We start from the raw sequence: 11,660 nt of genomic DNA, 5'->3' as shown, positions 1-11,660 counted from the left end.
GGAGGCCAACCCCGCCCCCCCCCCCCGCCCCGCGGGGTTGTGGGGTTGTCCGGTTTGGGGGGGGGGGGTGGGGGGGGGGGGGGGGCGCCCCGGGGGGGGGGGGGGGGGGGGGGGGGGCCCCCCCCCCCGCCGTACCGGGCCCCTCAGTCCTCCTCGGGTTCGGGCTCCTGCGGCGTGAGGTAGTTGCCGATGAAGCCGAGGACACCGAAGGCCGCCGCCGCGCCCACGCTCGGCACGAACAGCAGGTCGGAGGCGCCGGTCACCCACTCCGGACGCTGGACGAGGACTCCGGCCATCTGCCCCAGGACCAGGAGAGCTCCCAGCGCCAGACAGCAGACGAGACCGATCTTGAACAGCGCGCGGACCACGCCGAAGGTTCTGGGCTTGAGTGCGAGCACGGTCATACCCCCAGGATCGGAAGGACGCCCCAACCGATCAGACAGCCGATCAGGAAGATCGGGATCATGTAGTAGACGATGAGTGGCAGGAAGGTGCTCTCCGGCCGTGCCCCGGTCAGGCTCGCCGCGACGAAGATCGAGCCGGAGGCGGGAGGGGAGGCCCCCTCGGTGGAGGCGAACACCAGGATCGCGATGATCGCGAGGAGCGGGTCGACCCCCACGCCCACCAGCGCGAGCAAGGAGATCTGACCGACCGCCGTCAGGGTGGCCGTGGACGAGAGCGGACCGGCGACCAGGGTGACCACCAGGCCGACGACGACCACCATCACGGCGGAACCGACGGGCAGGGACTCCAGGATGACGTTGACGTCCTCCGCCAGGCCCAGGCGCCCCAGGATCTCACTCGCCGCGATCGCGAAGAACAGCAGGGCCCCGATCGTCGCGAACCTCGGCAGGGCACCGTCCAGCAGGCGCGACCAGTCGCGCACCGTTCGTGGGAGACGGTCCCGTCCGGCGATCAGCGAGAAGCCGATGATGAGGATGGGGATCCAGGTGAGCAGTGAGATGTCGCCGACCGCGTCGCCCAGGGGCGTGGACTCGGTCAGGTAGGTCGCCAGGGGGCCCACGGTGAGGACGATGGGGATGAGGGCGCCGAGGAAGATCGTCAGCGCGCCGGCGCCCTGACGCAGCGACGTACGCATCGGCACCAGGTCGTGCTCGTCCACCTTGGGGATCCCGTCACGGCGGACGAAGTACGTGACCAGGCCGATGCGCAACAGGATCTGGTACAGCCCGGCGATCAGGAGACCCAGGTACACCTGGCCGGTGGTGACCATCCCCCCGGCGAACCCGATCATGATGACCATCGAGGCACTGGGCGGCAGGGCCGCGCCCATCCCGCCGTTGCCCGCGAGCACGGTGGCCGCGCGCGTGGGGGACCACCCGGTGCGCACCATCCAGGGGCCGGTGAAGGACCCGCTGGAGGCGGTGTTCGCGGAGTTGGACCCGGACAGGGCCCCGAAGACGGCGGATCCGGCCGTGTCGATGAACGCGGGACCGCCTCGGACGCGCCCGAACGCGGAGTTGAGGATGGCCAGGATCTTCTGGATCAGGCCCGTCACGTCGATGAGGTAGGCCATGAACACGAAGGCCAGGGCCGCGAAGAGCACGTCGTGGGTGAGGGCGTCGGTCAGCCCTCCCAGGAGGTACTCGGGGGCACGCGTCCCGGCGAACAGGGCGGTGACCACGAGTCCGAGCAGCATGGCCTCGCCCATGTTCCGCTTGAACACGACGTTCCACACGATGATCACGGCGATGAACGCCGCGAGGGCTAGTAGCGCGATCGGCATGGGTCGACTTTCGGTGGAGGGGAGTACTGGTGCCCGTGGACGGGCGGGGTGTCGCCCCGGGGGAGCGACCTGGTGGGGAGGGGGCTGGTGGGGGAGGGGAGCGTCACGCGCGTTCCCTCCGGATGGCCGCGCGGCGCTCGGCCTCGTCGGTCAGGACGAGCCGGGCGGCGACGAGGGTTCGTTCGGCCTCCAGGCGGGGCACGACGAAGACGCCGTCTCCGTCGGCCACCACGATGTCCCCTGGAGCACAGACCGCGCCGCCCACCGCGATGGTGCGACCGACGTGGCCGGGTCCGTCCTTGTAGGGGCCCGCGGGGGAGATCGCGGCGGACCAGACGGGGAAGCCGAGTTCGCGCAGTTCGTCGGCGTCACGGACCGCGCCGTCGATCACCATTCCGCGCACTCCCTTGTTGATGGCGCGTTCGGCGATGAGCTCACCGAGCAGCGCACGGGAGTCGTCGCCCCCTCCGTCCACGACCATGACGTCACCGGGGCGCGCGACGGTCAGTGCCTGGTGCAACGCGCGGTTATCACCGGGCCGCGTCTGCACCGTCAGGGCGCGTCCCGACAGACGGGCCCCGGCCCAGACCGGCCTGATCCGGGAGGACAGGAAGCCGAGCCGGTCCCGCGCGTCCCCGATCGCGGCGGTGGGGATCGTCGCGTAGGCGTCGATCAGCCGTTCGTCGGGGTGTTCGCTCACGCGCGCCAGATGCCGGTGACGGTCGGCCGCGCCCTTGCTGACGGGGGCTTCCACGCGGAGTTCGTCCAGCAGGGCGATGCTGGCGTCCAACTCCTGGGAGCGCCGCACGGCGTGCAGCCGCGTGCCGTGGTCCAGCCGCTCCAGCGCGGCGTCACCGTCCGTGAGGGCGGCGGCCACCTGCTCACGCATCCACTCCTCCTCACCCGCCGCGCTCCCGGCGTCCATGGCCTCGGTGATCAGCGCACCCAGCCCCTTCATGAACACGCTGCGCAGCAGCTTGCGCCCCGACGCGGCGCCCACGGCCGGGCCGATCGGCTCGGCGTTCGCGCCCACGACCCGGAGCATCTGGGCGGCCTCCTCCGCCGAGGGCCCCGCGAGGAGGATCTCGACCTTCGGCCCGAACTTGACGACCGAGCCGATGAGGGCCCCGTCGACCACGCGGGCCGCACCATCGACAGTACGTGCCACATCCGTCTTGACCTGCGGAGAGGCGGCGTTGAGATCGATGTAGACGGTGTCGGGTCGCAACGCGGACGCGGCTTCGCGGGCGACGGAGACCGCGTGCGCGGCCGTCACGAGGCTCAGGACCACGTCCGCTCCGGCCACCGCCTCCGCCGTCGAGGGGGCCCGATCGACGCCCTCGGGGGTCCGCACCGTGCTCGCGGGATCGAAGCCGACGGCCTGCCAACCAGCGGCGGCGTAGGCCTCCGCGAAGATCGCGCCCGCCTCGCCCAGTCCCAGAACGGCTACCTTCATCTTTGCACCAGCTATCATTGGGTGATAGTTTCTCTTGTTGATTGATAGTGAGTGTGACCTGCGGCTCTCTCGGCTGTCAACCTCCCGGAAACCTCTCCGCTACCTTGGAGGGGGCGGCAGCGAGCTGGATCGCCGTGTCCGGCGGGCCCCGAGGCCTCCGACCGGGGCCGGGAAGTTCTCCGAAGAACACGAGCGAAGGAGTGGCGAGGCGAGCATGGGCGCCGGAGGCGGAAACCAGGGACGCACGCTCGACCGTGCGCTGGACGTGCTCGAATGCCTGGAACGCGCGCGCGGTCCGTTGCGGCTGAGTGACATCGCGCGGGAGGCCGACCTGCACCTGGCCACCACCCAGCGGACGGTGAACCAGCTGGTGCGGCGTGGCTACGTCCAACAGGGGCGTCTGGGGTACTCGCTCGGTCCGGTGGTGCTGGGGCTGGCGCACGGCTTCGTGGTCAACGACCGAGTGAGCACGATCGCGACGCCGGTGCTCACCGAGCTCTCCGCGACCACCCGGCTGACCTCATCCGTGTTCGTCCGCTCGGGGGACGAGCGCATCCTCATCGCCCGTGTCAGCGGAGCGGACCCGCTCCGCTACCAGTTCCCGATCGGGCGCCGCGTGTCGCTCAACGTCGGTGGCGGGAAGGTGTTGCTGGCGGGCTGGCCGGACGCGGAGATCGAGGACTACGTTCGCCGCTACCCGGAGGTCCCACTGGCCTCGGGGCGGATCCAGGGGGAGCGGGCCCTGATGGAGGACATCCGGGGCGTGCGCGAGGACGGCTACTACCTCGCGGAGTCCGAGCGGGAACTCGGTGCGCTGAGCCTGAGCGTGCCGGTGTACGACGCCGACAAGGAACTCGTCGGGGCGATCAACCTGGTGACGACGACCGACGTCACCAGTGCGGAGAAGCTGCTCACCTGGTTGCCCGAGCTGTCACGGGGAGCGGGGGCCATCGGCGCCCGCGTCTGACCCGGTGCGGTCGGTCCGTGTGCACATGGTCCCGAGGGAGAGCATCCTGGCGGGCGTGACGTCGCCGTTCCAGATCGACAAGCTTCGGGACGGTTCACGGGTGGCCGCGTCCGAGCACACCGACGGGACTATCGTGGTCAACGAATCCCCTGGTGTTCAACGGTTGCGGGAACTCGCACGCAACGCCCTCGGCAGCGCGCTCCCCGTAGACGACACCCTTCGGAGACTGAAGGAGATCAGTGATGAGTAACGAGTGGCGTACGTCGAGCTACTCGCAGAACGGTGGCCAGTGTGTCCAGGTCCGCGAGCGTTCGGCGGCGATGGATGTTCGGGACAGCGTCCACCCCGACGCGGGGCACATGACCTTTTCCGCCTCGGAATGGGCGGCGCTGGTGGCCTCCTCGGCCGATACCGACCGCTGACAGACTGACCCATCGACCTGCGGGCTCGCTGCCCCTCTCGGGGTAGCGGGTCCTGTCGTGTCCTCCACCCTCCTCACGCGAAGGATGCATTGAGGGCCTTCGCGGCGGTGGGAAGCAGCGGCGGGTGGTGGGTGACGACCCGTCTCCCACCACCCATCCCCAGAGTCAGCTCCGGATCCGCCGTCGTACCGCCGCCAGCAGCAGGATCGCGATCACGGGAGCCAGCGCCGTGGCCGCGAAACCCGCCCCCGGAGCCAGGACGTACAGGGGAACCCACACCGCCACGGCGAGGGCTCCGCCGAAGAACTGGAAGGACAGCGCGAGCGAGGAGGCTCCCGCGCGGTTCTCGGCGGTGCTGGTGGCCGCCATGGAGTTCACGGTCGCGCGCATCGCCGTGACGGCCGCCCCGACGGCGACGACCCCGAGCACCATGGCGACCACCGACGGACCCAGGGCCGCCGTAACCAGACCGAACGCCAGTACCGTGTTCGCGATCAGCCCGAGGGCGAGCGGTCCGATCCTGTCCAGGACGCGCCCGGCGGTGTCCGCCATCAGAAGACCGGCGATCCCGAAGGCGGAGGCGACCAGGCCCCGTTCCAGGGGACCCAGACCGAAGGCGTCCTCCGCGCGCAGGACGGAGAGCACCGTCAGGCCGACGGCTGCCAGGTAGCACAGGAACGCCAGCGCGCAGGCGAGCGCCAACTGGCTGTTGGCCAGGGACCGCCAGCTCGCCCGGCCGGAGGCGCGCCGCTCCGAGACCGCCTCGTCCGGGGGCAGCAGCGCCAGGAGCACGGCGCACAGGGCCGGTGCGACGAACGCCAGGCGCCAGTCCACGGCACCGGACACTCCGCTGATCAGGGGGCTGAAGGCCTGACCGGCCGCCTGCCAGGCCGCGAACCACCCCATGGCCCGCCCGAGCCTGGCACGGGGCACCGAGTCGGTGATCGAGGCGACCAGGAGCGGGGTGGTGAACGCGTTGGTCGCACCCTGGAGCACACGGGCGGCCAGGAAGAGTTCCATGGTGGGGGCGAGCGCGCACAGGCCACAGGCCAGCACGAACACGACCAGGGAGACGCGCACCGTGCGGCGCCGCCCCCACCGCTCGGCGAGGGTCCCCGACACCAGCATGAGCGCGGCGAACGGGATCATGTAGGCGGTCACCGCGCTCGCGGCGATCTCCGGTGTGGAGTCGAGGCCCTCGGCGACTTCCTGGAGGATCGGTGTGACCATGGTGCTGCCGTAGGGGCCGAGCGCCCCTCCCACGTACAGCGGCCAAACGCGGGTCCGACTCAACGTGGCGGGCCTTCCTGCGAAGGGCGCCCCGGCGGAGGCCGGGGCGCCCGGGGGGAGTGGTGGTCAGACCTTGATGTCGAAGTTCTTCACCAGGCTGTCGAAGGCCGAGTCGTCCTTGATCAGACCCCAGCCGCGCATCCAGTCGTAGGTGCGCTGGAACTGGTCCTGCGGGTACGGGGCGGGCTCCACGAAGCGCAGGCGGCCCAGCGGGAAGTCCTCCGGGGTGAGCTCCTGGATCTCCGGCGGCACCTCGCCGATGAGGTGGTGCAGGTAGGGGCGGGGGTCCTCGTTCAGCTTGTGCACCGCCCGGACCACGGCACGGTTGACCGCCTCGTAGGTCTCGGCGTCCACGTCCGGGCTGGCGATCTCCGAGCCGATGTAGAACGCCTCCGACAGGAGCCTGTACCCCTGCTTCTCCGCGACGGTGATCCAGGGCTCCATCAGGGCCGCCGCGTCCACACGGCCGTCACGCAGCGCCTCGAAGCGCTGCTGCGGACCCCCCGCGTGCACGACCTTGATCTCCTCGCGGGGCAGGAAGCCCTCCAGGCTCTGCAGGGCCAGGTAGTGCGAGCCGTGGTGGAAGTTGACCGCCACGGTCTTCCCGGCCAGGTCGGACGGGTGCACGTCGGGGGAGTCGGGGTGGACCAGGATCGCCTGGCTGCCGACGGCCGCGCGCTTGCTCACCACGCGCCCGCCCACGGCGGTGTCGTCCGCCCTGCGGATCTGGCCCCATTCGCAGGCGCGGTAGAGGTTGGCCTCGCCGCTCTCGAAATTGGACTTGCTGGTGCCGAACGAGCTCACGAGCTCGTGGTCGTCGAGGTAGGACAGACCCGCGTCGGCGTAGCCCTTGGGGACGAAGGAGACCTCCACCCCCTCGTCCTCGTAGTAGCCCTCGTCCTTGGCGACGAGCTGGGGGAGCGAGAAGACGAGGGAGAGCAGTTCCATGGTGATCTGCTTGGCCATGACGGTGTCCTTTCTTCGTGTTCGGGTGTGCGGGGTGCGGGAGTCACCGTGGTGGCGACGGGTTCAGAGGAGGTCGGCGACCACGCGTCGCTGGAGGTCGAAGAGTTCGGGATCCTCGGGGGCGCGGGGGCGGGGCAGGCCCACCCGGTACTCGCGCACGACCCTGGCCGGACGTCCGGCCAGGACCAGCACGCGGTCCGCGAGCAGGACCGCCTCGGCGGGGCTGTGGGTGACCAGGAGGCCGACCCTGCTCTGGCGTGTCCACAGGTCCTGGAGGAGGAGTCGCAGCCTGCGGCCGGTCAGTTCGTCCAGGGCGCTGAAGGGCTCGTCCAGGAGGACGACGGCGGGGTCGATGGCGAAGGCGCGGGCCACGGCGACGCGCTGGCGCTGGCCGCCGGAGAGGACCGACGGGTACTTGTCGGCGTACTCGGCCAGCCCCACGTCCCGCAGCGCCGCGTCGGCCAGCGCGGGGTCGAGCCCGGCCGACCGCAGGGCGATCTCGACGTTGGCGCGGACGGAGAGCCAGTCCAGCAGCCGCGGCTGCTGGAACACCATCCCGAGGCGTCGCCGCGCGCCGTCGACCCCGGCGCCCGCGACCTCACCGGTGTCCGGCCGTTCCAGCCCGGCGACCATGTGCAGGAGGGTGGACTTCCCGGTACCCGAGGCACCCACGAGGGCGACCAGCTCACCGGGTTCGACCGTCAGGGAGAAGTTCTCGAAGACGTGCTCGGTCCGCCGGTCCCTCGTGCTGGTGAACGACTTTCCGACGCGCCGTAGCTCCACTGCCGTGCTCATACCGCTGCCACCTTCCGCCACCGTCCGGCCCGGTTCTCCAACCCCTGGAGGAGGCCGTACTCCAGCACGGCCATCACGACGGCGAACAGCACCGTCCAGGCCAGGACCCCGGCCACGTTCTGGGCGGCGAACTCGCCGTTGATGGCGGCTCCCACCCCGCTGGACATCCCGAAGATCTCCACGAGGACGATCACCTTCCAGGCCAGCGACAGCCCCAGCCTGGCCCCGCCGAACAGTGCCGGGGCGAGGGAGGGCAGCCACAGGTACCGCAGCCGGTCGCGGGTGGAGAAGCGGTAGACGTGCGCCATCTCCAGGAGCTGGGCGTCGGTGGCCCGCGTCCCCTGGTAGATGCTCAGGGTCAGCGCGGGGGCCGAGGAGAGGGCGACCGCCATGACCGGGTTGATGAGTGCGACGCCGAACCAGATCACGCACAGCAGGGCCCAGACCAGGCCGGGGACGGTCAGCCCGATCAGGACCGCCGGCTCGAAGAAGCGCCTGGCCAAGGGGGATCGGCCCATGGCGATCCCGACGAACACGGCGACGGCGAAGGCCAGGGCGAAGCCGAGGGCGACCCGCTGGAAGGTCACCCCCAGGTCGGTGTAGAACCCGGGGTCGGAGACCAGGCGCAGGACCTCGGCGCCGATCTGGTCCACCCCGGGCACGAGGACGCTGTCCATCGCCAGGGCCATGCCGTGCCAACCGCCGACGAGCAGCACCAGGAAGGAGGCGACCGCAGCCGGTCCCCGCCACCGGAACGACGCCCCGCGGGCCAGGGGAAGCCCGGCGTGCCCCGTCTCGGGTGTGGCGGTCTCGGGCGCGGGTGCCCGGGTGCGCAGGCTCATCGGTCGGCTCCGAGGTCGAGGAAGATGTCCTGCTCGGGCAGGGCACTGATGATTCCCAGCTCCACCGCCTTGTCCAGTTGGGCCTGGAAGTTGTCGAAGGTGACGTTCCCCCACTCCAGCGGATAGACGCCGACCATGCGCTCGGGCAGCAGGGCGATGGCGTCCGGCTCGTCGTCGCCGATGCCGTAGAACTCGTGCAGCTCGGCCAGCAGCTCTGGCTCGTCATGGATGTGCTGGTGCACCTCGTGGCGCATTCGGTGGAGGGCCGAGGCGGTCTCGCCGTTCTCCTCGACCCAGGACCGCAGGGCGCCCTGGGCGTTGAGCACGAGGGGTTCGGACTGGCCGCTGCCCTCGCGCCACAGGTCGTCGACGGTGGCGATCTGTCGGGCCCCGCGGCCGACCAGGCGGGTGGCGTTCGGCTCGATGGTGATGATCGCCTCGACGTCGCCTCGCTCGAACAGCGCCAGGCCGTTGAGCACGGCGCCCTGGTGGATCGAGTACTCGGCCTCGAAGTCGATGCCGTTCACGGCGCTGGCCAGCTGGGTGGAGCGGTAGGCGTCGCTGTTGTTGGGCGGTGTGGCGACGGCCTTGCCGCGCAGGTCCGCGGGGGTCTGGTAGGGGCTGTTCTCGGCGACCAGCCATCGCACGTGGTTGTTCAGGCCGGAGCTGAACAACACCACGTCCGCCCCGGCTCCGGCTGAGACCGCCGCGCCGACGGGTCCGAAGCTGGACACGTCCAGGGCCCCGGACAGGAGCTTGTTCTGGACGTCACCGGGGCCGGTCCCGGAGATGTACTCCAGGTCGAGTCCCTCGTCCAGGCCGAAGCGCTCGGCGATCGGGCGCAGGACGGCGCTCGCGGTGCCCTCCTCCGAGTCCTGGACCTTGGCCGCACCGGAGGACGAGGCACCGCAGGCCCCGAGGAGTGGGACGGTTCCTATGGCGGCGGCGGACAGGAGGCCGGCGCGGAGCAGCGACCGGCGGTTCAGGTGGGGCATGACGGTCTCCAACGGACGGGGTGTGGGGCGGGTGCGGTGCGCGGGGTGCGGGGCGGACGGAGAGGGCGGGCCGGTGAGGTGGGCTAGCCCGTGCCGAGCAGTGAGCCGTAGTCGTTGCGGCCCTCGGTCAGGCCCCAGGACTTCATCCAGGCGTAGCTCTCGTGGAAGCGCTTCGCCGCGAACGGCTGGGCGTGCGTGTAGCGCACGTGCGAGCGACCGAGTTCCTCTGGGGTGAGGTCGCCCTCGACCTCGCGGACGATGTGGTGCGCCGACTCGCGCCACGGGCGTTCACGAATCAGGTCGACGGCCTGGTTCACGGCCAGGATGTAGGCGTCTCGGTGCTCTTGGCCCAGGTGGGGGGCGACCACCTGCGAGCCCCGGTAGAAGTAGCTGCCGAGCAGGTGCGCCCCCTCCTTCAGCGCGACGCTGAGGAAGGGCTCCATGAGCATGGCGGCCCGGGCCCGCCCGGAACGCAGCGCACGCAGCCGCAGGTGCGGTGCCCCCACGTGCCGCACGACGACCTCCTGACGGGCGAGGGTGTTGCCCAGCAGGTGCAGCGCGGTGTAGTGCGAACCGGTGAACTCGTTCACGGCGACCGGCACCCCGCCGAGGTCGTGCGGTTCGTTCAGCAGGGGGTCGAAGCTCACCAGAGCCTGCGCGACGACCGCGGGCCGGAGGTAGTCGATCCGTCCGGCGCGGCGACCGCGCTCCAGCCGGTCGATCCCGCCCCACTCGCACAGGTTGTAGACGTCGGCCCCCTCCGTCTCGTACAGGGCTTCCTTGCGCCGCGCGATCGGATCGCGCTCGGAGGGGTCGTAGGTCGTCTCGTCGGCCTCGGCGAAGCGCACCTCGAGGCCCCGTCGCGAGAACAGCCCGTGTTCGAGCGCGACGATCTCCGGGAGGTCGAACACCGGATGGTTGGGGGAGATCACCAGCGTGCCGTCGGTACCCACGGGGCCCTCCAGGAGGAATCTCTACTTAACTGGTCGAAAATGACGGTATAGGTCGCGCGTCACGGCTGTCAACGGCTGTTTTCAACTGGTGGAATCAGCTTCCACTGAAAGAAAACCGCTGTTCAGTAGGGGTTTTCGCAACGGAAAGGCCCCGCGCTGACAGCGCGGGGCCGGGTGTGGAGTGGGTCTCAGCCCTCGATGAGGGCGAGCGATACGGGCAGGTCCTGGAGCTGGAGGGCGGCCTCCCGGAGCGCGGCGGCCGCGTGCTCCAGGCGTTCCCCCTCCAGCCGGGCCGTCGGCCCCTGGACCTCGACCGCGGTCCGGACGCGTCCGTCGGTCATGACCGGGGCGGCGACGGCCCTGAGCCCCGTGGCGCCGGGGTCGTCGACCACCGCGAACCCCCGGAACTGCGTGGTCAGGAGTTCGCCGTACAGCACGGAGGACGCGTCAGCGTGACCGGGGAGGCGGTCCCCCCACTCCCGGGCCACGTCCTCCAGGGGCCGGGGCCCGAAGGCCAGGACCGCGAGGCCCATGGCCGAGGTCCCCAGGGGCTGACGCAGCCCGGGCTGGCCGTTGTAGCGGAACGGTTCGCTGGAGGGGGTCGTGAGCAGGACGACCATCTCCTCGGCGCGGCGGACTCCGAGGCTGGAGGTCTCCCCGGTGGCGTCCACCAGCGCGCGCAACGCGTCGGCGGCCTCGGGCAGCCCGGCCGAGGACAGCGAGCGGCGGGCGAGGCGCATCAGGACCGGACCTGGAAGGAACCTCTCGCTGACCGCGTCCCGGCACAGCAGGCCTTCGGAGCACAGGGTGCGCAGCAGGCGGTGCACGGTGCTGATGTTCAGCTCGGTCGCGCCCGCGAGTTCCGTGAGGCTGAGGCCCTGGGGTGCGTCGACCACCGCGTTGAGGAGCAGCCCGGCGCGGGCCACCGAGCGCACCTCGCCCGTGCGCGGGGTCTCCGACACCGTGGCCGTCTCCTCGATGTGAATGCTCATGGGCCCACCCTCGCCTGTCCGTCCGGTCCTCAGTGGCTCCTCGCGCTCTCACACTACGCGCGAGGAGACGTGGGCCGGGATCAGAGCGAACGAGGGCCGGGCGTGGATGCCGCGCGACCTCATGGTCGGATCAGCGACCGCGGGTTCACCCGGTGAGCCGCCCCGCTCGCAACGTGCCCTGTGCGTCATCCGTGGCTCCTGCGGCGTTGACCCGTGGTCAGACCAGGGTGACCAC

13 protein-coding genes are annotated in these 11,660 nt (G+C 71.0%); 3 read left to right on the top strand and 10 right to left on the bottom strand.

Translation table 11 applies throughout. The features are described 5' to 3' along the window. Positions 1-143: 143 nt before the first annotated feature. The 3 genes from ACFW3L_RS20540 to ACFW3L_RS20530 form a co-directional block, all read right to left on the bottom strand. On the bottom strand, positions 144-404 hold the full coding sequence (locus ACFW3L_RS20540) for a hypothetical protein (protein ID WP_378742830.1): 261 nt from the start codon (positions 402-404) through the stop codon (positions 144-146). Beyond that, complete coding sequence (locus ACFW3L_RS20535; protein ID WP_378742828.1) at positions 401-1,747, bottom strand: TRAP transporter large permease subunit; 1,347 nt, start codon at positions 1,745-1,747, stop codon at positions 401-403. The genes ACFW3L_RS20540 and ACFW3L_RS20535 overlap by 4 nt, the downstream gene beginning before the upstream one ends. A gap of 103 nt (positions 1,748-1,850) precedes the next feature. Continuing rightward, the gene (locus ACFW3L_RS20530; protein ID WP_378742826.1) at positions 1,851-3,203 is read right to left on the bottom strand and encodes an NAD(P)-binding domain-containing protein; all 1,353 of its coding nucleotides are present in this window, start codon (positions 3,201-3,203) and stop codon (positions 1,851-1,853) included. A 214-nt stretch (positions 3,204-3,417) separates the two neighbouring features. On the opposite strand from ACFW3L_RS20530, the gene ACFW3L_RS20525 reads away from it, so the two are divergent. From ACFW3L_RS20525 to ACFW3L_RS20515, 3 genes are read left to right on the top strand one after another with little or no spacing between them, the layout of a single operon-like run. Next, positions 3,418-4,170: an IclR family transcriptional regulator gene (locus tag ACFW3L_RS20525; RefSeq protein ID WP_378742824.1), complete on the top strand. Its 753-nt coding sequence runs from the start codon at positions 3,418-3,420 to the stop codon at positions 4,168-4,170. Next, entirely contained in the window at positions 4,100-4,420 is a 321-nt protein-coding gene (locus ACFW3L_RS20520; protein ID WP_378742822.1) for a Scr1 family TA system antitoxin-like transcriptional regulator, read from the top strand. The genes ACFW3L_RS20525 and ACFW3L_RS20520 overlap by 71 nt, the downstream gene beginning before the upstream one ends. Continuing rightward, positions 4,413-4,592, top strand: coding sequence for a DUF397 domain-containing protein (locus tag ACFW3L_RS20515; protein WP_378742820.1), 180 nt, complete (start codon positions 4,413-4,415; stop codon positions 4,590-4,592). Before ACFW3L_RS20520 ends, ACFW3L_RS20515 begins: the two co-directional genes overlap by 8 nt. Positions 4,593-4,757: 165 nt before the next feature. On the opposite strand, the gene ACFW3L_RS20510 is transcribed toward ACFW3L_RS20515, so the two are convergent. The 7 genes from ACFW3L_RS20510 to ACFW3L_RS20480 form a co-directional block, all read right to left on the bottom strand. After that, positions 4,758-5,885: an MFS transporter gene (locus ACFW3L_RS20510; protein WP_378742818.1), complete on the bottom strand. Its 1,128-nt coding sequence runs from the start codon at positions 5,883-5,885 to the stop codon at positions 4,758-4,760. A 63-nt stretch (positions 5,886-5,948) separates the two neighbouring features. After that, positions 5,949-6,848 carry an ABC transporter substrate-binding protein gene (locus tag ACFW3L_RS20505; RefSeq protein ID WP_378742816.1) on the bottom strand — a complete coding sequence of 300 codons (900 nt, stop codon included), beginning with the start codon at positions 6,846-6,848 and terminating at the stop codon, positions 5,949-5,951. 63 nt (positions 6,849-6,911) lie between these two features. Next, positions 6,912-7,643 carry an ABC transporter ATP-binding protein gene (locus ACFW3L_RS20500; protein ID WP_378742814.1) on the bottom strand — a complete coding sequence of 244 codons (732 nt, stop codon included), beginning with the start codon at positions 7,641-7,643 and terminating at the stop codon, positions 6,912-6,914. Next, positions 7,640-8,485 carry an ABC transporter permease gene (locus ACFW3L_RS20495; RefSeq protein ID WP_378742812.1) on the bottom strand — a complete coding sequence of 282 codons (846 nt, stop codon included), beginning with the start codon at positions 8,483-8,485 and terminating at the stop codon, positions 7,640-7,642. Before ACFW3L_RS20495 ends, ACFW3L_RS20500 begins: the two co-directional genes overlap by 4 nt. Continuing rightward, a complete protein-coding gene (locus ACFW3L_RS20490; protein WP_378742810.1) occupies positions 8,482-9,480 on the bottom strand; it encodes an ABC transporter substrate-binding protein in 999 nt (332 codons plus the stop codon). The genes ACFW3L_RS20495 and ACFW3L_RS20490 overlap by 4 nt, the downstream gene beginning before the upstream one ends. A gap of 83 nt (positions 9,481-9,563) precedes the next feature. Continuing rightward, positions 9,564-10,433: a hypothetical protein gene (locus tag ACFW3L_RS20485; RefSeq protein ID WP_378742808.1), complete on the bottom strand. Its 870-nt coding sequence runs from the start codon at positions 10,431-10,433 to the stop codon at positions 9,564-9,566. 188 nt (positions 10,434-10,621) lie between these two features. Then, positions 10,622-11,425, bottom strand: coding sequence for an IclR family transcriptional regulator (locus ACFW3L_RS20480; RefSeq protein ID WP_378742806.1), 804 nt, complete (start codon positions 11,423-11,425; stop codon positions 10,622-10,624). Between the last annotated feature and the right edge of the window lie 235 nt (positions 11,426-11,660).

This window comes from Nocardiopsis sp. NPDC058789 (assembly GCF_042745575.1).
In the GTDB taxonomy this organism is placed as follows: Bacteria; Actinomycetota; Actinomycetes; order Streptosporangiales; family Streptosporangiaceae; genus Nocardiopsis; species Nocardiopsis eucommiae.
This window is presented reverse-complemented; position numbering and strand designations above follow the sequence as displayed.